We start from the raw sequence: 25,415 nt of genomic DNA on the forward strand, positions 1-25,415 counted from the left end.
CATTTAACTATTGATTTTTAATGGCTAGTCGAATTTTAAACAAAAAAAAGCGAGTCCCTTGGGGAACTCGCAAAAATCTATTCAGTATGATGTAACAAAATATGAGCCAATCTATTAATCATAAGAAAGGACAAAAGGTTGTCTATTCGGGAATAATAATAATCAACCGAGTGCGTTACTTTGTCATCACTTTGTCAGCGTTAGGTGCGGTTCTTATCAACACCTAATGATGTTTCAAATTTACATTCACAGACCTGAAAACAGGCCCATAATTAGTGGCCAATCGCCATTTCATCTAACGCTAAGAACACATTCTCATCTAAATGCCCTTCGTGAACTTGCTTACACACTTTACGGCGAACCGCTAAGCCCGAAATAAGGCGCTCAATAGACAGGTGGCGGTTGCTGTGGTTATCGCGGTCGTTGTACAGCTCAATTAACTTGCTTAACGTTTCGTAAGGAATGATCTCATTCCCTACTCTCAGCCAATCTAGCTTCTCAATAAGCTCTGAGCACTCTTCTTTGATTGAGGCATGTGGATGCCCTGTCATAGCAGATAAAGCCGTTATACTGCGTTCTAGAGCCTCTGCAGAGGTATATTTAGAGAGTGTTATCATGATCTCATCTGCATTGATCTCAACAGAGTGCTTACGCTGCTTAACACGACGCCCTAATTTGCCTCTTGGTGATGGTACCTTGCGTTGGATTGGTTCGAACTCACCATCGATAATTTCAGACAGCTCTTCCAGCTTCTGCTTAGATACCATCTCGTTGCGGAGCGGGTTTGGCAGAGTTGGCGCCATATTACGTTTGCCGGCATTGGTGGTGCGGGCTCTCGAGTAACGCAATACTTCTTCCACGTTACATTTAATATCAACTTGATAGTCTGTAGTTTTCCCTTTCTCGATCAAAGCTGTGATCGTCAAATGGTAACCCCACAGATTAATCAAGAAAGTATCTTCTTGATCTCCTGCCTCACCAAGCTTTCTCAACTCACGGATCAGATCCATCGAGAATCGTCGCCAATCGATGTTGCGAGCCAGTTTCTGATTAAGTTCGCTTAACAGCATGCAATCAGAATGACGACGCGCCATACGGCTTCTGAAGTAAGAATACATTTGGAAAACCAAGGTATGCTGCTTCAGGATCTCTGGCGGGAACAAGAAGAAATAATCACGTGTCAGCAGCTCTTCGTAGAACGATGGTTCCCAAACAAGGATATATAAGTTCGGTTTAATGCGAATTTCGCCGTCAGAGCCCTCTGTAGGTGCCTCTTCCGATGCAGTAATGGTTCTCGCTAGGAAACGGAAACGATCGCTCTTAAAGCCTTCTGGCATGTTCTCACTAAGCCAACGACCAGTAAGCTCATGCAATTGAAAATCTGTAAACTCGATCCGATCAATACTGTCACGGATTGAGTCACGTGCAGGGCCGCTGTCTTTTTTGCCTCGAAGCGACAAAATATCTGTGATGTAGAGTGGGGTTTTGTTCGGTGTGTGTTTTGCATCAAGATGGTAATCATCTTGGTGGTGATCATGGTATTGAACGGTGAGTGTAAATAACGCGAATAGAGTCATGAGATCATCAACCGTCATAATATTTTTCGATGATCTTGTCTCGATCACTGCGCGAGTACCTGAGATCGAAACCATTGATTTTTGGTAACTCTTACGCGTTCGTGGTGGCGCTAACGCTTGATCAATTATTCCCGCCCAGTTTGTTGGAGATACAATGAACTGATCGGCTTCATCTTTCATTGTTGGGGGAGTATTAAGTCCGTGTTCATTCAGCAGGCGTTTGTTTACTTTGGTTTGAGCTAGGGCTTTAGAACGCTTCTGCTTTTGATTTTGTTTGACACTTTCTGTCACCAAACTAGTGGCACCCAATACCGATATTAATTGGTTAGGGTTAACAAAACGGTGCAGCATGGTTTTTCCTGCTAGCCCTTCTTCAAAACGAACAGGCATTTGTTTGAAAAGACCGATATTTACAGCTGCTCTCAATCTTTGCTGCAAAGCAGCACGGGTAACTTGTCCATCGGTTGATTCAATAATCTCGGTCGTTGAAACGTAACCATCTTTGCTGCTAAATCCACGAAGTGAAATTAGGTTAAGAAGCTCAACTATGCTTTTAGTGACACCTTTGAAGTGTTGATATTGTTCAATCCATTCAACGGCTGTTTCAGATACCTCAAATAAATGACCATCTTTGTGGCTTCGTGCCTTAATTAACAATTTCTCTTCTGGTTTCATTTTTGATCCGTATCACACTAACCGTAATTTCACTATAGTTCCTGAATGATAAAGAAAGAATGATCATAAATAAAGAGAATTTATTGGCTTTTAAATAACTGATCTTTTTGATTAATATGATCCTAAATGATTAAGTGATCTAATGATCTGACTGTAAGTCTTACCTTAAGTTGTTGAATTTAAAGTGTTAAATAAAATACGCTTGGAAAGCATGATCATAAATTACTCGAAACGATGATCATAAAATAAAAGAAAGCATGATCACAGCGAGTCAGAACGATGATCATTAAGTTATTGTAAGAATGATCATTATTGATTCGAAAGCATGATCATTATGGTTATACAGCTTATCCACAGCCGATCTTTGTCTATTTTGTTTCGAAGCGCTTATTTTCTGACTGTGTGGATATTTTTGAAACCAATTTATCGGAACAATGATCAAGTAAGTGGTGATTTTCATTGTTCCCTGCCCTCTATAGTACAAAATCTATTCAATATTGATTTATCACAGGTTGTCTCTCGTTTTAAAAAGGCACTGAACCAAAGGTAGGAAGCATGATCATGAAATTGTCATGTTTCTGTATTTCCATCTTGTGTCGATTGAATTTCCTTGTAATGAGGCCCTATAAGCCCTTAATCCCCATTCCAAAAGCATTTGTCCGTAAGTTAGCTCCAAAAATATATGCTTCCGGAACGATATCTACTTGATCATTTTTCCGAAGGTTGATCATTTTGAACTGACATTCATTCGGATCAATATTGACGGCGATGAACCTTGATCATGCTTCATAATATCAGTTTATCAATTATAGAATTCGTCATTTACACCATGATCATTCTTCCGCTGTTGATTTGGTTTCTTCAGTATTCAATGGTACCCGTTGCTTTGAAGTGGTTCGGCGATCGAATCGCTTTTCTTAAATCGAACTTCCAATTTTCATGTATTGTTTTCTTTTTGTCTGGTTCGCCTGTAATTTAGAATGAAAATCACATAGACCGTAATCTATGCTTGTATTTCAATCGTTCCGGCAATTTTTAATCATTTCATTATTTACATTGTAAATAAGTGATGCTGTAACATTTTAAATCTATGGGAAAATTAGACTAGCTATGCACTACGAAAGTGGTCAAATTTGTATTCGTTTTAGATCCTATTTCATCAAACTGTAAAAATTCAGTCTATTTGATGTGATTTTACTCATAAATGTATGTTCATGTTTTTGTTGTTTTTGTTGATGATCGCTGTACAATTTGAACTTGGTTAATCATTACGGAAACTGGCAATGAAAAGAGAACAAACGATTGATAAGCTCTATCAGCTAGCCGAACAAACTCAACAAGTTCAGGCTGACCGAATTGAGATTATTTTGGAAGAGCGAAGTGATGAGCATTTTCCGCCGATGTCTAAAGCTATGATGGAGACTCGTTCTGGCTTAACTCGTCGTAAACTGGATGAAGCTATCACTAAGCTTGAGGCGGAAGGCCATCAGTTCACGAAGAATAATGCTAACCACTACTCAATTTCATTGACCGAAGCTCACATGCTGATGGACGCGGCTGAAGTGCCAAAGTTCCACCAACGTAAACAGCATGCGGGGAATAAGCCATGGATTATCAACGTACAGAACCAAAAGGGCGGTACAGGTAAATCAATGACAGCGGTTCATTTAGCGGCATGTTTATCTTTGAATCTTGATAAGCGTTACCGTATCTGTCTGATTGACTTAGATCCGCAAGGCTCTCTGCGCTTATTCCTAAATCCACAAATTAGTGGAATTGAGCACGATAGCATTTATTCTGCTGTTGATATCATGTTAGACAACGTGCCAGAAGGCCAAGAAGTTGACCAAGAATTTCTGCGTAAAAATGTACTGTTGCCAACACAATATCCAAACCTAAAGACAATTTCAGCCTTCCCAGAAGATGCAATGTTCAACGCTGAAGCGTGGCAAAGCCTTTCTCAAGATCAGTCTTTAGATATTGTGCGTCTTTTAAAAGAGAAGCTTATCGATAAAATCGCGGATGATTTTGACGTGATTATGATTGATACTGGCCCGCACGTAGACCCGCTGGTATGGAACGCGATGTACGCGTCTAACGCACTGTTGATTCCATGTGCGGCGAAGCGTTTGGATTGGGCTTCAACGGTTAACTTCTTCCAACACTTGCCAACCGTCTACGAAATGTTTCCGGACGATTGGAAAGGACTTGATTTTGTTCGTCTGATGCCAACCATGTTTGAGGACGACAACAAGAAACAGGTATCAGTACTGACAGAAATGAACTACCTGTTGAATGACCAAGTAATGATGGCAACGATTCCAAGAAGCCGCGCATTCGAGACTTGTGCAGATACTTACAGCACGGTTTTCGACCTTACAGTGAGTGATTTTGAAGGCGGTAAGAAGACTCTGGCTGTCGCTCAAGACGCGGTACAAAAAAGTGCTCTAGAATTAGAGCGAGTATTTCATAGCAACTGGCCTTCACTTAATCAGGGATAACAAGAATGGCAATTAAAACATCTGACTTAAATGCAAAGCTATTTGGTAAGGCAAACAAACGTCGTGTTGCTACGCCTCAAGAAGCGCAAACTGCTGCTAAAGAACAGGCTCAAGTGATCGAGCTTTCTGTTGCTGGCGAAGATTTAGTTTCATTTGAATTGGTTCGAATTCCTGCTTTTGAAGTAGCAACTCGCACCGTTGTTTTTGAAGAGAATGCTCGTGAGCAATCTTTCCTAAACGAACATGCTCTTTCTGATGTTCTTACAACATTGAAAGAACGCGGCCAGCAATACCCAGCAGTAGGTCGTAAAAACAAAGACGGTAAGATTGAAGTTCTTGATGGTAGCCGTCGTCGTATGTCATGTATTTTGGCTGACAAAGAGTTCCTAATCTATGTTGCTGAAAACATAAACGGCGAACACGCTAAGTTCTTATCTGATGTAGCCAATGCTCATAAGCCGCTTTCTTTGTACGAGAAGGGCAAAGAGATGCAAGCCAAGCTTGATAAAGGCGAAGCTGAAGACCAAAAAGCGTTAGCAAAAATTTTCCAGTGTAGTGAAGCGCTAGTGAGTGGTGCATTGAAAGCAGCAGCTTTACCACTTGAACTACTTCAAGCTTACCCAAATGTGAGCGACCTTGGTCGTCCAACGATTGTTAAACTGCATAAACAATTCAGTGGCCTGACCGTAGAGCAGCAGAAAACATTACTCACTAAATGTGATGCGTCTGAGGGTTTTGTATGGCAGCGCAGTGAAGCACAAGGGGTGACTCGTCTAACTAAAGACGTAACGGAAACGCTAGAAGGTTGGATTCTTGAATTGGCTCCTACACCAGCGAAAAAGGCGTCACCAAAAGTTGAGCTTATCAAAGGCCGCGCATCATACAGCCGTAAGGGTTCAAACCTAGCGTTAAACCTGAAGAAAGTTGATGATGCAACGATGCATGAAATCCTAGCGTTTGTGCAATCGAAACTCGACTAAGTCGATTACTTTCCAAAAACTATTTCTAATAGCCGCTTTATGCGGCTTTTTATTTGGCTGTGATAAACTGTCTTTAAATGAATCTGGACACAAATTATGACAAGCCCAATCAACTCATTTCTGCATACACTTTCCGATATTGCCCAACATAATGCTCATCGTTACGGCGTGGTGTTTAATGGCGATGCGACATGGCAAAACTCTGCTATCTCTGGTTACCTCAAAGAGAACCACACACAAACCGTTTTCCAAATTGGTGGGACTCCATATAACGGCGTTATTCATGCGCCTGCAAAGAAAGGTCAGCAACTTCTCGGTCGTGAATGCCAAGTGCTTGTTTGTGATTTTAGAGAGCTGTTTGATGCGAATGGCTTTAGTGCAGCACTTGGTGCTTTGGTCGGTGGCGGACTGTTGTTGGTGTTACCGCCTGATATTGAAAATACCGACGGTTTAGTGCTTGGCCAACGTTGGTTACATTCGCATTTCGAAAAGCTAATTTCAGTTTCTCAAGACGGTGAAGCTTCAGGGTTGGAAGGCAGCTTCGATTTACTTCCACAAAGGAGTGACGCTCTAAAACATCTAGATCGATTTGAGCAGCAGAATGTCGCCGTTGAGTTAGTCAAAAAAGTGGTGTCTGGTCATCGAAAGCGTCCTTTGATTTTAACGGCTGACAGAGGCCGTGGTAAGAGCTCAACGTTAGGTATTGCAGCAGCGCAGCTTTTGGCTGAACGTCCTGGATTCAACACTGTTGTGACTGCTCCATCTGTTAAAGCAACCGAGCCTGTTTTTTCACATGCGAAGCAACGGCTCGATGGCTGTGAAGTCGTTAATGCCACTCATATTTGTTATCAAGGTGGCAGCCTTAGATTTGTTGCGCCAGATGAACTACTAAAATCAAAACCTGAGTGTGATTTATTATTGGTTGATGAAGCGGCGGCGATCCCTATCCCAATGTTGAAATCTATGGTCGACAATTACCACCGTATGGTTTTTTCAACCACGGTGCACGGCTATGAAGGCAGTGGTCGAGGCTTTGGAATAAAGTTCGAGGCTTGGCTGACTAAACACCGGCCTGGCTGGAAAGGCTATAAGCTTGCACAACCTATTCGCTGGAATAAGCATGACCCACTTGAAGCTTGGTTGTTTGATTGTTTCTTACTTGGTGTAGCCTCATCAAATAATTCGGTAGAGTACGATGTTGAGTTGCTTTCTAACGAGAAACTTAACTCACTGAGTTTGGTCGAGATATCCAAGCAAGATTGTTTAACTAACCCGAGCATGCTTCAACAATGTTTTTCATTATTGGTTGATGCTCATTATCAAACATCCCCAAATGACTTGATGCAATTTCTCAACAACCCAGAGATTCAGTTGTATGCGGCTTGGCAGCAAGAAGAGTGTTTGGGTTGTATGTTGGTCACACAAGAGGGCGGGTTAGATAATAAATTGATTTCCCAGATTCAAATCGGCAAACGCAGACCTCAAGGTCATCTGGCTCCGGTTTTGTTAGCTAATCAACTTGGCGCAGTACAAGCTGCAACGAGCCGCTGTATCAGAGTCATGCGTATTGCGGTTTCAACACGTCACCAAGGTTTTGGTATTGGCAGTTGGATGCTGGACAAGTTGTCACAGCATATTGAACAAGCCGACTACTTAGCGACGAGTTTTGGAGCAACTAGCGATTTGATTTCATTCTGGCGTAATAATGATTTTTCACCAGTACATATTGGCCACCAGCGTGATCAGGCAAGTGGCTGTCACTCTGTGCTAATGGTTAAACCTCTTAAAGCAAATTCCGAAAGTTGGATCAGCCAACTTCTGAACCATTTTGAGCGTAGTTTTTGTTTTGTTGTTTCGGGCTCTCTGGCATCGCTTGAAGTCGATATGGTGCGAGCATTGCTGCCAACTTATTCTGAATCGATCTGCGAACTCGAAGTCCAACTTATCAATAACTATGTTAATGGAGGGAATAGTTACGACAGCATCGGATACAGTGTGTTGAAGTTGGTGCTAATTAGTAATGCACGTCAAGCTCAGAAAACAGTTCTCGATTCTACGAATGTCGTTCATTCTTTCGTTTCTGATTTGTTGATTGCTAAAGTTGTTCAACAGAGAGGGTGGGGGAGCTGTATTGAACAGTTTAACTTTAACGGGCGTAAGCAAGCTGAGGCTCAATTCCGAAAAGATGTAGAAGCCTTATTGGTGAATTTACAGTGTAAATAGCGACAGCCAGTTTTAAATGTGATTTACAGTGTAAATTAGAATGTTGAATTTACACTGTAAACTGATCTTTAATCCCAAGCCTTAAGCCTCATTTCGATTCCACTATCTCAATTTCCAATTTTACTCAGATAGCTCACTAAATCACAGGGCAGTGAAGCTTCAAATTAAACCGTGTGAGAATTGTCGCTTTGTCTTTGTAAAGGTGAGACAAATCATAAAATGAGTACGACTTATTTATAAGTCATCTTTGCAGTCACGAAAGTAAGTGATGTGACGCTGATTATTATAATGTGACGATTCTAAGCTCAGATTGATTTAGATAGACTGAATAACAACTGAGTCATTAGGGATACTCAATTCGCATGTGGGATAACATCGTTACACTGTCGGAAGATAAACAACAAGTGATGGCATGTCTGCCGTCAGGGGGTGTGGTTGATGCAAGCTTTGATAACAAGACACTGCCACCAGCTTTGGAAGCGATAGACGCATCAAGCTATTTTCTTTTTGAAGAAGAAGTGCTGCGTTTTGTCTCTCTTGCTAAAGAAGGCAAAGGAGAAGCTTACGAAGGTATTCTGATTGCTGAGGTTCGAGACGCCAGTGTAGAGGTGCAACTATCCGATGACGAGATGTTAGCGAGTCTTGTTGTCACGGGGCCTTACAACGGAAAACCTCTGCGCGGTCGTGACATCATCCATTGTCTAGCTAAAGCTCATATCACGAAAGGGATTAATAAGTTAGCTCTCAGAAAAGTATTGATGATGAGTAGTAAGCTTAGGCCGGGAGAAAAGTTTACTCAGCCTGTCGCTAAAGGCACTCAGCCGATCAGAGGTAAAGACGCTAATTTTTCAGTGCTCGTGGAAGACATTACGCGCCAAGTTCTAAAGCCCCGCGGTAAAAACGAAGACAAGATTGATATGCGGGACTTAGGAGAAACCATCACCGTTGGACTGAATGACCAATTGATGAAGCGTACTCCCGCGACCAAAGGTGTCGCTGGATTTACGGTTCAAGGCCGAGTCATCCCACCAATCCCTGGACAAGATAGTTTAATCAAGCCTGGTAAAGGCACGTACATTTCACCTGATGACCCCAATCTATTGCTCGCTTCTCTCCCTGGCTTACCCATCATTAAAGACCGAACCATCGAAGTGGATGACGCACTGTGTGTTAGCAATGTCGATGTCTCTACTGGACACGTAAAGTTTAAAGGTAATGTGTTTGTCTCTGGTAACATTGAACCAGGCATGGTTGTGAAAGCCACAGGGAGTATTACCGTCGGCGGCTTTATTGAATCGGCTGAAGTTCAGGCGCAAGGCGATATCAAAGTCGCGAAAGGAATCATCGGACATACGACCAAAGAGGGAGAACCGAAAAGCTGTAAGGTATTTAGCAAAGGTTCTATCACGGCAGGCTATGCTCAAAATGCCGAATTACAAACGGCGAGCGATATTCGCCTTGGCGTGCACAGCATGAGTAACGAAATACGCTGTGGTAACAACCTTATTGTGATGGACTCACTCAAGAAGCACGGCACACTCAGTGGCGGTGAAGCGAAAGTGGGTGGCAAGGTGGAGTGCGTTTTCTTAGGCGTTGAAGGAGATACTGCAACTAAAGTTCATGGTTTTGCACGCTATGATGGTTACCGACAGAAGATTGCTGAACTTAAGGAAATTTATAGACACGCGCAAGAACAGACTATGGACGTAATTCGACAAGAGCTTGAGTTTAAGAAATTACCTAAAGCAGAGCGAAGTGAAGAACAGGCGTTACAAATAGAGCAGCAGCGCGAGAAGAACAATCACGCCATAGAAAGCACTAAAAAAAAGCTTGATACTCTGGAAGCTGAATTTGAAACGAACCTTGCGGAGTGTACGGTCAAAGCACATGAAAAAGTTTATACTCGAGTCACCGTGCAGTTTGGTGATGAAACGGTGACAACCAAGCGCACCCATGGGGGAAGCGTGTTTTCCTTCAACCAATACGAAATTCAATGTTCCTTTAAGATGGAACAGGAAGATATTTCACTATAAAAGGCGCCAGTATGCGGCGCCTCTATCAAAAACATCCTCATCGCAGCCTTTCTTTAATCAGAAGACCACACCGAGCGAATGTCTGGCCATCCCCAGTCGGTGAGTGCGACATCTTCTAACACACCTTGAAATCGTAATGTTTGAGTGTGATGAAACATTGGGGCTATCCAGTACTCACTGACCAACGTTGAAGCGATCGGCTCTAACGCCGTTAGGTAATCTTCAAGCGGGGTACTCGCTCTTAGGTTTTCCAGTTGCTGATCAAGCCAACTTGCATTTGCATCCCCTAAAGTGTGGAACAGAACGTTGTTACAGTAGAAATTAGAAAACGCTGAAGCATGACGGTTATCGTCTAAATTGATATTCGTTAAGATCAGTGTTTCATCGAGTGTGCCGTTGTTCGCTTTCTCACTCAACTCTCGATAGGAATACATCACCATTTCAACCGCGCAATTGTGTTCGGCAAGTACTGAAGAAATAGCCCGAGCGCATCGACGCAATGCTGTGTAGTTGTATCCAGCAATGGTAATGGTTTTTGGTAGCGCGCTGAATTCACCAAACGGGCGTAAAACGGGGTTCCAAACAGGTAATAAATTGTTGGCTACGACACTGCCGTAATGAACCTTCTTTTTCTGGAATACGTCGAGTAGCCGCTGCGGTTGAATCAATTCCGTAATGTAACAGCGTTGGGCACGTGTTAACGGATGCTTTGCATGATGGTTGAATAACGCGAACAAGCAGCCGTCTTCAGTGCGACTGTGTTGACTCGCGTGAATAGCATTGGGTGCTTGTATTGAAACTTCAATACCGCTTGTCGTTTCAGATACTTGGATTGGTGTATTACTGGATAGTGATGGGTTCTCCATTTTCTCGTCGTTGACGCTCCAAATCGTAACTAAGTCGACCAACACACGGCACGAATAGTAGCCATCGAATGCTTGCAGTTTAAGCTTATTTTTGTCGTGTTCGACCACTGTAAATGGGCCACTGCCAATCACAGCATTGTTGTTTGCAATATTAACTTGGTTTGCTGGCTGAATACCGTATTTGACACCAGAGACAAGCCCTGCGAATCCTTGATCTGGTTTGCTTAATGTAAATACCACTTTCAATGGATGTGGGGCGCTGATGTCTCTGACGTGTGCGAGCTCTTTTTGATAATAGGGAAGGGCACTGAGTTTAGCAAAGAGGCTCACAATGGTATCAGCGTCAATTGGCTCGTCGTTGTGGAACGTAAGTCCTGGACGAAGGTGGAATGTCCATTGATAGCGCTCTTCGTCATAGCGCCAGTGGTGAGCGAGTTCTGGTTTGATAACGCCATTGTCATGGCTTGAGACCAAGCAGCAATACACCTGACGCAAGAAGAAGCGCTCGCTACAGCGGTGTAATTGGTGTGGCACAATACGCTCGAACATACGTTTGTATGTGAGTTGAATACTGACACGGCCTTCCTGAACAGAAGCCCCTGAGGTGGTTTTCAGCAGGCGGCCAAACGTTGCTTCGTCCTCATCAATAATAGCCAAAGCTTTCTCATACTTGCCTTGTTGGATTCGCTCTAGAGCAAGGCTCTCCTTGAGTACGCCTAGTTCAATGTTTAACAGAAGCGACGAACGTTGGTTTCGACCGGCTTTCGGTTGCCAAGTTAACCACGCTAGCTCTTGCATTTGTGATAACAGGTTGCGGGCATGTCGAGGAGAAGTACAAAGTAAATCAGCCACTTCTTGTACTGTGGTTTTTATTTCGCTTCCGACACCAATGGGTGCGATTCGCTGATAATACCTAAGCAGGTTGAGATTAGACACCAAGAGCCCTTTGTTAATGGATAGCCTAGTATTTTACTCAACTTAACTTCGAGAAAATAAGAAAATGTTCAGTTACTTTGTTCCCCTTTTGTCACGGTTTAAGGGGATAAAAAAGGGGAGCATTCGCTCCCCCTTTGGTGATTGTGTTGATGACAGGCTTCAGCTAACAGCTCTTACACGACCTTGTTTAAGATCGGACAGAACCTTCGCTTTCGGACCATCAGCAATTATGCTGCCTTTCTCCATTACGATGACTCGGTCTACAACATCTAACATCGAGGTTTTATGAGTGATAAGGATCAGCGTTTCGCTTGGTAACAGTTGGCTAAGCTGGTGCTTGATGTGCATTTCTGAACGGTTATCCATTGCACTGGTTGGCTCATCCATTAGTAGCACCGGAGGACGGCCTAAGAAAGCCCTAGCAATCGCAATCGACTGACGTTGACCACCAGAAAGCAAACCACCGCCTTCACCCACTTGACGTTCTAGGCCAGCAGGATCTTGCTGAGTAAACGCTGTCACACCGGCGCGGTTCGCTGCATCCATCACATCACGATCGTCCACCAAAGGGCGGCCTAGAGTAATGTTATCTCTGACTGAACCATAGAATAGGTTACTGTCTTGCGGTACACAGCCTATATTGCGTCGTATGTCGACATGGTGAAGTTGTTCCATATCGGTATCATCAATGCGCACATGACCTTCTGTGGGCTTGTACAGGCCCATAATCAGGCGTTCTAGGGTTGTTTTACCTGAACCAATACGACCGATGATCGCTACCTTCTCGCCGGGAGCGATGGTCAGGCTGAGATCTCGCACTGAAGCGACGGGGGAATCAGGATAGTGGAACGTCACTTTATCTAGCGCAATATGACCTTGAATGATTGGTCGGTGAATGTAACGCTTACCTTCCTCTTGTTCGTCAGGCATCGACATGACTTGTTCAATCAGCGTCATTGAAGATTTGGCTTGGTTGTAACGTGTAGAAAGTAGCGACAGTTGAACTAGAGGGCTAATCGCACGGCCGCTCAACATGGTTGCAGCGATCAAACCACCCATTGTCAGTTCTCCTTCCGCAATTAGATACACACCAAAAATGATCATCCCGACATTGGTACTTTGCTGAACAAAGCCTGCGGTGTTTTGGATGCTGTCAGTAATGCGGCGGCTTTTAATATTCCAGTTCGCCATGTGAGCAACGGCTTCTTCCCAGCGGAATTGGAACTGACTCTGTGCGCTGAATAGCTTAACGGTTTCTAGGCCCGCCAAGCTTTCAATCAAGTTCGCATACTTCTGAGAGGCTAGGCGTGAACCTTCTTCAATGGTGCGACGCAATGGACCTTGAATCAGCAGCGCGTAGATGATCAGAATCACCACACCTGCGACTGGAACAAACACTAAATTGCCCGCCATTAGCCAAATTAAGGCAAGGAACATGAGCGCGAAAGGCAAGTCGATCAGAGAGCCGATCGTCGCAGAGGTAAAGAATTCTCGAATTGACTCAAGCTCTTGCAAGTTCTTCGCGAAGGCACCAACTGAAGCTGGTTTTGTTTCCATACGAATGCCAAGTACCTTGCTGAACAATTTGGAGGAAATCAGGATATCGGATTTTTTTCCCGCAACGTCGATGAAGTAGCTACGCATCAACTTTAAGAGCAGATCGAACAGGAAGACTACGAAAATGCCGCTCGCTAATACCCACAAGGTTTCAAATGCAAGGTTAGGTACTACTTTGTCGTATACCAAACGCGTAAACATCGGCGCAGCAATCGCAAAAATGTTGATAAGAATCGACGCTATTAATACATCACGATAGATGTTTTTCGATTCCCAAATGGTGCTCCAAAACCAGTGACCTTTGCGTGTTTTCAGAACTTCTGGTGAACGCTCGTCATAGCGGAACTGCTTTTTAACTAAGAAGTAGCGGCCAATGAACTGCTCTTTAAGTTCGGCAACAGGAATGATGATTGGCACCATTCTACTCTCAGCTGTTATGATTTCAGCTTCTTGTTTTTCAAGGTCGATGCTGTTGAGCACACACGCTTCGCCCTGCTTTAGCAATAATACCGCCGGCAAAATTAGGTGTGGGATGTTATCTAAGTCGGAACGGTTTTCTTTTGCCACTAGCCCCGCACGTTCTGCCGAACGTGGAAACAGGAAAGGGGTTAGTTTCCCTTCTGATAGTGGCAACCCATTAACCAACGCCTCAGGCGAGTTCGCTAATCCGTAATATCTGCTAACGTAGATCAATGAGTTCAATAGTGGATCTTGCATGCGGTATAACCCTTACAACTATTTATCAACAATGAAGCCTTGGAACACTTCTACGTAGTTATCAGACAAGATATCTAACTGAGTCTGAGTTTCGATTCGAGATGCTATGGTGGTGACACCAAGGTTATGAGCCGTTCGTGAAATCGACGTGAGCGTGAATTTCTGCTTCTCATCGTCCAAGTTATGCGTGAACAGATAATCCAGCTTCACGTAGTTAGGACGGTACTCGTTGATGTAGTCCAGTGATTGGAAGTTACGTCCGTAGTTATCGACACCAAACATCGCTTTAGTATTACGAATGGTGTTACACAATAGTGCCGTGTAGTGCGGAACGTTGATGAAACAGTTTTCTGGGATCTCAAAATGCAGCAGGTGAGCAACTGAAGCGTTTTGCTCAAGCGTTTTGCCAATCCAACGGATAAAGCTTGGTTGAGAAATACTGCTTGGTGAGATATTGATTGCGATCGGGTTTGTCACCTCTTTTGCTGTTAGCTTCTCAATTACTTTCTCGATAACGTATTGGTCGAGAATATGGCTCATTTCAAGCTGTTCTAGTGCGTATAGGTATTGGTTAGCACCGTAACGAATGCCATCTTTCTCAATCGCTGAGAACACCTCTTGGTGATAGGTTTTGCCAAACGCATTATTTGCAGCTTGCAGGCGGAATGTGACTAGGTCATTGATGATCGCCTCTTCAACTAACATGCGCCATTGTTGTTTACCCATTACTGCGCCATGGTCATCAGCAGTGACGTAGCCGTAAGCGAGTTCACGATTCGCTTTAGCACTAGAGAGCGCATTATCGACCAATGACATGATTTCAGTGCTGGTTTTACGTTTGTTGCAGTGCGTTACACCCAATGCAATGTGTGGATTTGCCATGCCTGTTGGATCTGAACCTAGGCTTTGAATACAGTTCACGATGCTGCCAGCGAGCAGTTTAAGCTCGCTTTCATCAATGTTGGGCATAATGAAACCAAACTCGTCACTAGAAATACGCGCAATGGTGATGTCTGGTGATGAGATAGAAGCTTGCAGTTGTTCTGCCAATTGATGAACTAACGCGTCACCTTCTTGGTAACCTTTCTCGTCGTACTCTTCACTGATAAATTCCGCTTTCAATACTGCAAGACCACCTAAGCTCGATTCTTTTAGCCACTGATTTAATTGCGACATGTAGTAAGCGCGATTACCTAGCTGAGAAACCGGATCAATGTACGCTCTTTCACGTAGCTTCTGAGCTTCTTTTGCTTGGTTTTTAAAGGCTTGTTCAAGTTGAGTCGACATGTGATTAATTCCATCAACCACCAAGATCAGATCTTTTGTTTTAGGGCGTTTTAATGGCTCACCGAATTGGTTCTTAGCGATCTGATCCATTTTGGTAATGATCATCGACAGTGGGCGTAGTGCTCGCTTAAGGATCCATGAAATCGAGATCAAGCCGAGCAAGAAGATCACACCAAAGATGCTTAATAAGCGAGTGAAGGCTTGCCATAATTGATCATAGGCTGGGCCGGGATGGCTGACGATCTCGACTTCCGCAAGCTGCATCCAACCACTGGTGATCACTCGGCGATCATGAACGGGTTCAAAAAGGTTGAGATTGGTAAACCAAAGGGGCACGCCCGAGGGTTTTACAGGGTATGAACGTATGATGTCTTCACCGCTGTCGAGAAAAATCAATCGTACGACCGAGTAAGAACTGCCATCAAACAGGGCGTTTATAACAGACTCTACCGATACCTTGTCCTTTTCTTCAAGGTAAGGGGCAAGAGCCAGTCCAACAGTATTAATGGTATTACTTACCTCAGAGCGTTGCTGCTCCTCTAAGTATCCACGGGTAGTATTGAATTCGATCATAAAGACTGACGTCATCAGTAATATGAACACCACAACCATCCCGACCACAAGCTGTTTATATAAAGTCATTGTAACTACTCATCGTAATTGATAATGGGTTTGTTTAATTTTAGAGAGCGCTCACGGGAACGTAAGTCGTTCCATAAGCTCAATCTTGAAGCTTTCCCTTCTAGTTTGCCGCTGCCTGCTGCTGACTTTATTAGCCAAAGGTTTTTACCGTTGAAACTGTAAATTGGTCGTAGGTCAGGGCGTTTAGAACCGCGCTTTATCTCGGGGCTTAAGTTGTCCAAAATGAGTGGATCTGAACTCGGTGAGGAGTAGTAAGCCAACACCATGTGGAATTGGTTTAGCTCCATTGCCTTTACGTACACTAATCGCAATTTCTCATCTGGAACACCTAGCTCAAGCAGAGAGAAGTACTTCGCAATGGTGAAGTCTTCACAGTCACCAGCATTACTACCTAAAAACTCCAGTGGTGTTGCCCAGTAGTCTTTCTTGCCCCACAAGATGCTGTCATCGAGAAAGTACATCTGATTGAAGAACTGGTTAACTGACGTGAGCTTCTCTTTCTCGCTTAAACCATCGTATGACGTCATATTTGAACGCCAAGTTGCCACGCGCTTTCCGGCTCTCTCACCGTAGGTTTGCGTGACAGCATCGATCCACCTTTGGTCGTTCTTATTGAAAGCGACAGAAGTAAAAGAGGTAAGGACGAGCAATAACAGTGATATTCGAGACTTCATAGCCTCAACTCTTGTTGGTTCACTATGTATTGAAAGGCGTTGTTAACCATCAAACGTCCTTACTCTTTCAATGCGTTATTTTGAGCACTGAGGATAGGTTTCAACATGTACTCAAGTACGGTTCTTTTACCTGTGATGATATCGACTGAGGCTGTCATACCTGGAATGATTGGCAGCTCTTCGTTTTGTCCAAAATTATGTTTCTCGGTACGTACACGCACGATGTAAAAGCTGTTGCCTTCTTCATCTTGAGTGGTATCGGCGCTGATGTGTTCCAATACGCCTTCTAAGCCACCATATTTAGTGAAGTCATAAGCACTAAATTTAACAATGGCGGTCAGTTCTGGGCGTAGAAATGCGATGTCTTGCGGGGCAATTTTTGCTTCAACGAGCAAGGAGTCTTCGGTCGGTACGATCTCAACGATGTCCATACCTGGCTGGATTACACCACCCACTGTATTGATACCTAACGTTTTAACGGTACCGGTCACTGGAGAAACGACGACAGTACGGTTTACTCTGTCTTCTAGGCCAACCGCAGATTCGGTCAGTGCAGAGAGTTTATCTTGTGCTTGGTTGAGCTTTTCTTGTTGTTCAGAACGGAAGTTAAGAGCCGCGTCGATACGGCTGAGCATGGCTTCTTTGATCGCAGAGCGTAGCAGAGGGATTTTAAGCTCGCTTGAGGTCATTTCTCGGCGAGTATCGTTGACTTGTCGTTGCAGCTTAAGTAATTCAATTCTTGGTACCACACCTTCGTCGGCAAGCGGTTTCGTGATGTCCAATTCCTGGCGAGCGAACTGGTAGCTCTGTTTTAGGTTTCGTACACGCGCTTTGATCTCAACAAGATCTTGTTGTTTCTGTTCCACTTGTTGATCAAAAACGGAAAGTTGATTTTTAAGATTGTTTAAATCTTGGTGGTATTCTGCTTTTTGACGACTAACCAGCTCAGGTTGAACCTCGTAGAACTTAGGTGGGAAAGCGAGTTTTCCATAATCAAGAGTGACACTTTTCTTCCACTCTTTCTCATTAAAGTCTTCATTGATTACTACGCTGGTTAACGATGCGGAAAGCATCAATACGTTGGCGGTTAAGTTGGCAACTTGCTGTTCACGTTCCCGGAAGTCAGAGCGGAATCGAGTGTCATCGATCAATAGCAGCTGTTGGCCTTTTTGAACCTGCTGACCTTCTTTAACCAAGATCTCTTTAACTAAGCCACATTCAAGGTTTTGCACAATTTGGATCTGCGAAGAGGGGATCACTTTACCTTGGCCAACGGTGACTTTGTCGATTTCTGCCCAAGCGGCCCACCCAATAGCAGCAATAAAGAACAGAACGATCATCCACAACATGATACGCGCACTGGTCGGCGTATTGAGCAGTAGTGCCGCATTTTTATCGTCGACGTACTCAAGTTCAGTTTCGTTCAATTTGCTGAAATTCTTGTGGCTCATAACAGTCCTTGTTTGCTGAGTAAAAGTGCAAGCCTATTGGTTTTATTATTACTTTTGATAAATATTAAGAAAATGCTCCTTTAAACATTCGGATCTATATATTTTTTAACTTTTATTTTTTTTTGAAATCTGTCTTGTCGAGTTGATGCTTTTTTAGCTTGTCATAGAGAGTTTTCCTCGACACTTGCAGCTCTTGTTGTACGTCTTTTAGGCGCCCATGATGGCGATACAGTGCCTCTATCAAGAGGATTTGCTCAAAGCTGTCGGTACGTTGGTTTAATGACAGTTGTTGTTCTTCAATGTTGACGTCTAGCGCACCGTCATACACTTGAGCTGGATTCTCTGTTTGAGCTGACTCTTGGTTATCGAATGCTGGCCTTTTAACCTGAGTTAGCACTCGTAGCTCGGCATGTTGACGAAGCTGACGAATGTTTTCACCCCAGTGAGTGACTATTAAGCGTTGAATCTCTTTCTCTGTGATTACTGGTGGTGGCAACTGGTAACGACTTGCAGCACCTCTAGCAAAGTGTTTGAACAAAGAACCAATATCCTCTGTTCGTTGCGCCAAAGGTAATAAGTCAAAACGGCGCAACTCACCTGTAATTGTAGTAGGAACTACTGTAGTTGCGATAATGATACAAGTAGCATTTTTCTTACATGAGTTTTCTCGAAGTAGAGTCGCTTTTAAAGACGCCAACCACTGCCATTGATCAGAAGTTAATGCTTCTGTTTCATGGATATAAAGCGTTCCGCCCTGATGTTTGTGAAAGAGCTGTAAGACAAACTGGTGAAATGTCGCTTCGTCATTGCGTGGTAAATTAAACGCAGCAACCGGGCAAAGCTCGGCGGTGGGCTGGCTGTGTAAATCGTGAGTGTACTGTGCAGTGATTCGTTTGCCTGTACCTATGTCGCCAACAAACAGTAACAGCGGGTTCTGTTTGCAATCTAAGGTGATTAATTCGCGGCGCAATGCCTGCATTGATTGAGATTGACCAATCAGTTTCGGGCCAACTTGATTCTGCATCGCGAGCTCTTTTTTGAGTAGATTGTTTTCTTCAACCAAAGCGAGCTTATCGACCGCTTTTTTTACTGCCGTTAATAGCGAATCAACAACAAACGGTTTCTCAAGAAAGTCATAAGCCCCGGACTTCATCGCAGAAACGGCAGTTTGCACGTCACCGTGACCTGTGAGAACGATAATTTGAAAATTCGGATTTTGACTCAACAGCTTTTGTGTAAATTGAATGCCATCCATCACTGGCATGTGAATATCGGTGATCACAACGCCTGCTTGTGCGGTATTAATCTGCTTGAGAGCCTCGATGGCATTAGGAAAGCAGACAATATCGATACCTTCAATGAACATGGCTTGTTCTACCGAGTCGCGAATCGCGGGTTCATCATCGACAAAGTAGAGTTTAGGCATAGAGTGCAAGTTTTGAGTCCTTAATGTTGAGAAAGCTTTTAATAACAGGCTGTTAGCCTTTATCTTCGTACAGTGGAATATTTAGAGAGAATACCATGCCTGTAGGCTCGAGCTGGGTTGCGCTGATCGTGCCGTGATAGGCTTCAATGATTCGCTTCGATATCGAAAGTCCGAGCCCTAACCCCTCAGGCTTAGTGGTAAAAAATGGGTCGAACAACTGTTCCAGTTTGTCGCTGGCGATACCAATTCCGTTATCCCAAATGATCAGTTGGCAGGCATCATTATTAAGCTGCCACTCTACGCCAATTTGTGGAGTGGTCGGTTGATTCCCTTCTTGAATTTCTAAGTCGTTTTGAAGTGCGGCTTGTTGAGAAAGCGCTTGTGTCGCATTGTGCATCAGGTTAACCAACACTTGCTCAAGCTCGGTTGGGTGAATCGCGATATTAATGTCACCAGGTACAGTACTTAACCTAAGGGTGATGCCTTGTTTGATCATCAGTGCACTGAGAATGCTGGTGGCGTTGTTGATCGCTTGATGCAGATTCGCTACGTGATGTTCTTGCTTGGTTACCTTGCGTGTAAATACCTTAAGGCGAGCAATGATCTCGGTAATTGAAGTGTTTAGCGCGATCATTTTATCTAGATTACTTTTTACTAAGTCTGAACGTCCCATCTCAAGCAGCTTGACGCTGTTTTCGCTGTAGGTTCTAAGTGCAGCAAGTGGTTGATTAATCTCGTGGTTAATATTGGCTGACAGCTCACCCAGTACGGCTAACTTAGCGGTTTGCGTGAGCTCTTGCTCTGTCTGTTTTAACTTCAATTGAGACTCTTGATATTGAAAGAGTGTCTGTTGAAGTTGTTGGTTGGATTGCTTCAGATACTGAGTTCTCTTGTCTACGGTTTGCTCAAGGTTCTGATTGAGTTCAGTCAGTGCCACTTTCGCGAGGTAGGTTTGGCGCCACGACCAGGCAATGAGCGTGACCAAGCTGTAAATCACGATGAAGATAACGTCGAGCTGCAGCACCTTGAGCAGCTCGGATCTTGTGTCTTTGATAGCAACGACTTGGTACTGGTTGTCACTGGTAGCGGCTGGATACAGGTTAAAAGTCCCAAGTTTAAATAACTGGTTTTCACTAAGCAATTTGCTTGCATCGGTTGTTTGGTTAGAAGAGTTAAACGCATCAATGATCGAAATTTTGTTTTGGCCGTATTGGCGTTGCGCTGCGATATCCTGTTGCTGTTGATCCGTTAATGGGAGTAATGAGTGATAAAGCCAAGGTGTTTGACTAGAAAGAAACACCACTTGGTTGGAATCAAGCACCACAATCTCAAAGCCGTCGCTAGTTAGAATGTTTTCTAGGTTTTCTAAGCTTACTTTCACCGTGATGACGCCCACGATGCTATCGTCGATATAGAGTGGTGAAGATAAGAAATAGCCTCGCACATCAGAGCGAGCGCCGAGTGCGACATATTGGGTTTTATGGCCTTTTATTGCGGACGCAAAGTAGGGGCGAAACGCGAAGTTTTCGCCAACGAAAGTTCGAGGTTTTTGGTAGTTACTTGAGGCAACCACGGTGCCGCTCGGATCGTGGATATAGATGGTATCGGCTTGGCTTTGCCCCAACCATTCGAATAACAAGGTGTTGAGTTCAGCTGTGGAGATTTTGTCGGTCTTTGGTGATTTATCAAAGTAGGACAGCAGGCGTGGATCGTGGCTGAGCAGGTCGGGAATTTGTTTGAACTTATCTAATTCAGAATCGATCTGTACGTTGGCTTTGTTCGCTGCTTCGTTGAGTTGTTGCGTGACAACTTGCTCTTGGTATTGACCTGCCAAAAAGTGAGTTGCGGTTAGCCCTGCCGCTCCCAATATCAATGAGAAAAATACAAAAGGCGTGATCAGGTTAGACAGTTTTTTAGACACGAGAAACTCAAGTTACAATCAGTTTACATATAGACTATCAATATGACGGTTGGTGTACCGAGATCTCGTTAACACAGAGTACCTCCAATGAGACAAAACCAAGGCTTAGACTTGTGTTTCAAAGGATTACGGCGCAGAATCACAAAAAAATTAAAAGGAGTAACCAAATGGAACTGACAGACATTCGTCGTGAATACGCTCAGGGTGGATTGAGACGTAAAGACTTAGCCGCAGACCCAATTGACCAATTTAACCTTTGGTTAGAGCAAGCGATAGAAGCTAAATTGACGGATCCGACGGCAATGACAGTGGCGACGGTTGATGAAAATGGACAGCCATTCCAGCGCATTGTTTTGCTAAAGAATGTTGATAAAGATGGTTTCGTTTTTTACACCAACTTAGGTAGCCGTAAAGCGCAGCAACTTGAGCACAACAGCAAGATCAGTTTGCATTTCCCTTGGCATCCTTTAGAGCGACAAGTTCATATTACTGGTACGGCTGAAAAGCTGACGGCGATGGAAAACATGAAGTACTTCTCGTCTCGTCCAAAAGAGAGCCAATTGGCAGCGATCGCTAGTAAGCAAAGCAGCCGTATCTCTGCTCGTGGCATCTTAGAGGGCAAATATTTAGAGCTTAAACAGAAGTTTGCGAAAGGCGAAATCCCGGTTCCTTCTTTCTGGGGTGGTTTCCGAGTGCGAGTTGATAGCATTGAATTTTGGCAAGGTGGTGAGCACCGCTTGCATGATCGCTTCTTGTTCTCACGCCAAGACAACAGCTGGAACATTGATCGCCTAGCGCCATAGTTTGAGTCTGCTGGATTATGTAGTAAAGACAGTAAAATGAGGAAGATACCGTTGATCTTGTATTCATCCACATCAACGGTATTTTTTTTCTATATTTTGTTCTCTATGGGCGCTGTGAATCGTTAATCAGTCGCTGTGTAGAACCACAGAGATCTGTTTCTTGAGTAAGGTTTCAGGAATCACAGAACCTAACCCTGAATCCAATGCATACTCGATTAACTGGCTCTTACTGCGTGCATCGAACTTTTGCTTCAGCCTTGCGACATGTCCCTCAACCGTCTTGATTGAGATGTTTAACGTCAATGCAATGTATTGAGGTTTCTTACCGAACAGCAGCAAGAATAGGACTTCTGATTCACGTGAGGTCAGCTTCTTTTTCAGTTTAGACACACGCGGTGTTGAGCCTGCGATCGATACCTGATTGTCTTTGGCGCAAGTTGCCTGACACACCCAGTGACCTACCTCTAAAATCGCCGTATCAGTCAGCTCTTGCCCATAGAAGATGGTGCCTTGTACGTTGTCGTTCTCATCAAGCCAAGGCGTTTTGGTGAAGATATGGGCGTGCCAGCGTCCGTCGGGGTAGGGGTGAATATCAAGGATCTTGAGTGTCGAACGCGTTTCCATTACATGCTTGTCTTGAGCCCTAAAGTCTTGCGCGCATTCGATGGTTTGGCTCGGCATATCGAAATCTGTCAATCCAGTACAACTCTCGCCCGGTTGTAAGCCGATCAATTGGTTGTAAGCGAGGTTTGCGTATACGAAAACAGAGTCAGTATCTTTACAGCCCCAGCAGCCTGGAAGTTGATCGAACAAAGAACTATGTATGGGGTTTAGTGATTCTGGCAAGGTTTTATCTCGTAGGTGGCGATGTTGTAATGATATCAGTTTACTATTGCACTGCAATGGCAATTACAGGTTGGAGTACGTTTAGAAAATATGGGGTGAGTTTTCGTTAATCAGAGTGTTGAATAGCTGCATGATTCACGGGCAATAGATAAGCTAACCGTCTGATCAATAAGCAAAAAAAAGCCAGCCTGAAGAGGGGCTGGCTAAAGACAAGATATGCCTTGTCGACATGTAGAAGATTTTCAGCTTAGTTTACGAGGGTCAGGTAAATTAAGCTGGGGCATCAGTTAGATACCCAGAGTGACTTATTACTCTATCGACGAATCTACTCCTAGGCGTGCTCATGCATAAGGGGGGAATTCCCCTATAAACACAATTGAATGCGATAAATGAGAGCCTAGAGTAAATATTTTAAACAATGGTGCGAGTTATCGAGAGCTTATAGCTCTCGTAACACTCTAAAGCCGAGGTAGTTGGCTGCTGTTGAAGGCGGAACGTATAGCTCGTTAAATGCTTTGGCTTCTTCAGGAAAGAAGCTCCACGCGCAACCTTTGGCTAGGCCTTTCTGAATGGTTGTCCACTCCCATACATTGCCTACCATGTCGTAGAAACCTGTTGGTGTTGGCAGCGATAGGTAAAGTCGGTGTTCTTGGATAACCAACGAGTGTAGGCAATCGCATCATTCTGACTGACACAAACTACTGGTGAATTGTCTGCTTGCTTGAAGCCTGGTTTTTGCCAGTCACTGTCGGCAACAGAGGTAATTTCAGCATTAGCGAAGGTATCGCAGGTATTCATTAGCTCTGCATCTGTTTGGTAGCCAGTGCTCTCTACAAATGCTCTAAAGTCTTGTACACGTGTTGGGGTAGCGGCTAGGGCAAACGGCTGTTTTATCGTCATTTGCTTGGCGCTGTTTTCCCCCAGTAGGTAACGACCAGAGCCGACAATAATCATTTCAGGGCTCTGAGTGCTATCTTCCATCGGGTCCGCAAACTTGGTGCCTACGTTTAACGTATTTTGCTTGGCTTGTTGATCAGTTTATGTGAAACAGTTGGATGACTGAATACCAAGCCGGCGACAAGGGGGGTTCTTGTTTGGACGAGTTTCTCGGCTTGGATAGCTTCAAGTTCCATAGCCAAACCTTGCTGCTTCTGCTTAGAGTCAGAAATCGCAAGTTTGCCTTCTTTCACGGTTTTCCATTCGTCTTGGAAGTGATTTTGAGCAGTCGAGATATCGAAGTCTGGCTCATCAATCATGCGATGTAATCTGGCTCTAGGCTTACTTTGGCCGCTGCAAGTTTTTGTTCTGCTTCTACAGATTGTCTAGCGAGACTTGCCGTTTGCTCTGCTTGGTTGTCTACCTGGTTTTATTTGTCTGCGACTTTCTTTTCGATAGCCGTTAACTCGGCGTGCTTTTCTAAAAGCGAACTTTCAAGATCAGTAACAGACGCGGCCGTGGTTGCTGGTGGTGTTGCTTCAGCGAAAACAGCAGGTGTCATTAAGCACGGAGCAAGTGCAATCATACAGTGGGTAAACCTTGGCGTATGATGGGCTACTTCAATCGTAATTTAGGTTAATCGACTATTCTAAACGACAACGCCATCTCGTCTTCAGCTTCTGTTTATTAAAATCAACAGTTTATAACTATCAACAAAATGGCGAGTATTCATTCAGCTTCATTCATCGCTTGTTGATTGCCTAACTGAGCCGATTGATTTTCTTTAACTGCAGCCCATGCATCTTGGTAGCTTTTTTGAAAAGAGACCAGATCTATTTCTGGATCTTCAAGTAAACGACTGTACTTTTTGTCTAGTACAGACTTGGCTCTGTTACGTTTTGCCTTAAGTTTTTCAACTTCGCGCAACAACTTACTGTTTTTGTTTTGTAGTTGTTTTAGGTTCTCAATCTCTAATACTTTGGTTGCTGAAATACGCTCAATATCTGAGTTTTTCTCTGTGATTTTTGCATCGATGGCTGAAACGGGATCGACTTGATTCAGTTCTTCAGCTTATACCGATGCAGATACCCAAAGTGGGGATAGCGCAAGTAAAAGCGCTGAAATTCGAAAGTTAGTCATAGGTCCCTGCAACTTATAGATTGAAATTGGCTCATTGATAATGTGTCTGCTTTCTAGTTGTGAGTCACTAGTTTTTAGCAATTAACACAGTACCCGTTTTTACACCGTTTTATTGTATTTCAATCTACTCAAATGCCGCGTTTCGGTACTTTGGATGCACTTTTTATAAGTTTTATGCGAATTGTTTGAGCTATGTAAGCAAATCTTTCAGCGATGTCCTAGTG

19 protein-coding genes are annotated in these 25,415 nt (G+C 43.8%); 5 read left to right on the forward strand and 14 right to left on the reverse strand.

What is annotated here, in order from left to right; genetic code table 11:
* Window positions 1–272: 272 nt before the first annotated feature.
* Window positions 273–2,252, reverse strand: a complete 1,980-nt coding sequence (locus ACTRWI_RS17860; protein WP_499133141.1) for a replication initiator protein RctB domain-containing protein — start codon at window positions 2,250–2,252, stop codon at window positions 273–275.
* A gap of 1,283 nt (window positions 2,253–3,535) precedes the next feature.
* On the opposite strand from ACTRWI_RS17860, the gene ACTRWI_RS17865 reads away from it, so the two are divergent.
* From ACTRWI_RS17865 to ACTRWI_RS17880, 4 genes are all read left to right on the forward strand, one after another.
* Window positions 3,536–4,753, forward strand: coding sequence for a ParA family protein (locus ACTRWI_RS17865; RefSeq protein ID WP_499133142.1), 1,218 nt, complete (start codon window positions 3,536–3,538; stop codon window positions 4,751–4,753).
* A gap of 5 nt (window positions 4,754–4,758) precedes the next feature.
* A complete protein-coding gene (locus ACTRWI_RS17870; RefSeq protein WP_499133143.1) occupies window positions 4,759–5,733 on the forward strand; it encodes a ParB/RepB/Spo0J family partition protein in 975 nt (324 codons plus the stop codon).
* 96 nt (window positions 5,734–5,829) lie between these two features.
* Window positions 5,830–7,956, forward strand: a complete 2,127-nt coding sequence (locus ACTRWI_RS17875; RefSeq protein WP_499133144.1) for a tRNA(Met) cytidine acetyltransferase TmcA domain-containing protein — start codon at window positions 5,830–5,832, stop codon at window positions 7,954–7,956.
* 362 nt (window positions 7,957–8,318) lie between these two features.
* On the forward strand, window positions 8,319–9,989 hold the full coding sequence (locus tag ACTRWI_RS17880) for a FapA family protein (RefSeq protein WP_499133145.1): 1,671 nt from the start codon (window positions 8,319–8,321) through the stop codon (window positions 9,987–9,989).
* 53 nt (window positions 9,990–10,042) lie between these two features.
* Here the strand turns inward: ACTRWI_RS17880 and ACTRWI_RS17885 are convergent, their stop codons facing one another.
* From ACTRWI_RS17885 to ACTRWI_RS17915, 7 genes are all read right to left on the reverse strand, one after another.
* On the reverse strand, window positions 10,043–11,791 hold the full coding sequence (locus tag ACTRWI_RS17885; protein WP_499133146.1) for an SgrR family transcriptional regulator: 1,749 nt from the start codon (window positions 11,789–11,791) through the stop codon (window positions 10,043–10,045).
* 159 nt (window positions 11,792–11,950) lie between these two features.
* Complete coding sequence (locus ACTRWI_RS17890; protein WP_499133147.1) at window positions 11,951–14,065, reverse strand: type I secretion system permease/ATPase; 2,115 nt, start codon at window positions 14,063–14,065, stop codon at window positions 11,951–11,953.
* Between the two features lie 18 nt (window positions 14,066–14,083).
* Window positions 14,084–15,994 (reverse strand): bifunctional diguanylate cyclase/phosphodiesterase, encoded by a 1,911-nt coding sequence (locus ACTRWI_RS17895; protein ID WP_499133148.1) that lies wholly within the window; start codon window positions 15,992–15,994, stop codon window positions 14,084–14,086.
* A 5-nt stretch (window positions 15,995–15,999) separates the two neighbouring features.
* The gene (locus tag ACTRWI_RS17900) at window positions 16,000–16,668 is read right to left on the reverse strand and encodes a transglutaminase-like cysteine peptidase (RefSeq protein WP_499133149.1); all 669 of its coding nucleotides are present in this window, start codon (window positions 16,666–16,668) and stop codon (window positions 16,000–16,002) included.
* 59 nt (window positions 16,669–16,727) lie between these two features.
* Window positions 16,728–18,119 carry an HlyD family type I secretion periplasmic adaptor subunit gene (locus ACTRWI_RS17905; protein WP_499133150.1) on the reverse strand — a complete coding sequence of 464 codons (1,392 nt, stop codon included), beginning with the start codon at window positions 18,117–18,119 and terminating at the stop codon, window positions 16,728–16,730.
* 112 nt (window positions 18,120–18,231) lie between these two features.
* Window positions 18,232–19,545: a sigma-54-dependent transcriptional regulator gene (locus tag ACTRWI_RS17910; protein ID WP_499133160.1), complete on the reverse strand. Its 1,314-nt coding sequence runs from the start codon at window positions 19,543–19,545 to the stop codon at window positions 18,232–18,234.
* 52 nt (window positions 19,546–19,597) lie between these two features.
* Window positions 19,598–21,466 (reverse strand): sensor histidine kinase, encoded by a 1,869-nt coding sequence (locus ACTRWI_RS17915; RefSeq protein ID WP_499133151.1) that lies wholly within the window; start codon window positions 21,464–21,466, stop codon window positions 19,598–19,600.
* Window positions 21,467–21,633: 167 nt separating this feature from the next.
* Between ACTRWI_RS17915 and pdxH the strand changes: the two genes are divergently transcribed.
* Window positions 21,634–22,269, forward strand: a complete 636-nt coding sequence (pdxH, locus tag ACTRWI_RS17920) for a pyridoxamine 5'-phosphate oxidase (RefSeq protein ID WP_499133152.1) — start codon at window positions 21,634–21,636, stop codon at window positions 22,267–22,269.
* Window positions 22,270–22,395: 126 nt separating this feature from the next.
* Here the strand turns inward: pdxH and ACTRWI_RS17925 are convergent, their stop codons facing one another.
* The 6 genes from ACTRWI_RS17925 to ACTRWI_RS17950 form a co-directional block, all read right to left on the reverse strand.
* Complete coding sequence (locus tag ACTRWI_RS17925) at window positions 22,396–23,115, reverse strand: PAS domain-containing protein (protein WP_499133153.1); 720 nt, start codon at window positions 23,113–23,115, stop codon at window positions 22,396–22,398.
* A gap of 439 nt (window positions 23,116–23,554) precedes the next feature.
* Entirely contained in the window at window positions 23,555–23,716 is a 162-nt protein-coding gene (locus tag ACTRWI_RS17930; RefSeq protein ID WP_499133154.1) for an SUMF1/EgtB/PvdO family nonheme iron enzyme, read from the reverse strand.
* The gene (locus tag ACTRWI_RS17935; RefSeq protein ID WP_499133155.1) at window positions 23,710–24,096 is read right to left on the reverse strand and encodes an SUMF1/EgtB/PvdO family nonheme iron enzyme; all 387 of its coding nucleotides are present in this window, start codon (window positions 24,094–24,096) and stop codon (window positions 23,710–23,712) included. The genes ACTRWI_RS17930 and ACTRWI_RS17935 overlap by 7 nt, the downstream gene beginning before the upstream one ends.
* Before the next feature lie 26 nt (window positions 24,097–24,122).
* Window positions 24,123–24,371, reverse strand: coding sequence for a hypothetical protein (locus tag ACTRWI_RS17940; RefSeq protein ID WP_499133157.1), 249 nt, complete (start codon window positions 24,369–24,371; stop codon window positions 24,123–24,125).
* A 110-nt stretch (window positions 24,372–24,481) separates the two neighbouring features.
* Entirely contained in the window at window positions 24,482–24,637 is a 156-nt protein-coding gene (locus tag ACTRWI_RS17945; protein ID WP_499133158.1) for a hypothetical protein, read from the reverse strand.
* Between the two features lie 143 nt (window positions 24,638–24,780).
* On the reverse strand, window positions 24,781–24,978 hold the full coding sequence (locus tag ACTRWI_RS17950) for a hypothetical protein (RefSeq protein ID WP_499133159.1): 198 nt from the start codon (window positions 24,976–24,978) through the stop codon (window positions 24,781–24,783).
* Window positions 24,979–25,415: the final 437 nt, after the last annotated feature.

Source organism: Pseudoalteromonas sp. G5_S1_14_S5, from assembly GCF_054968605.1.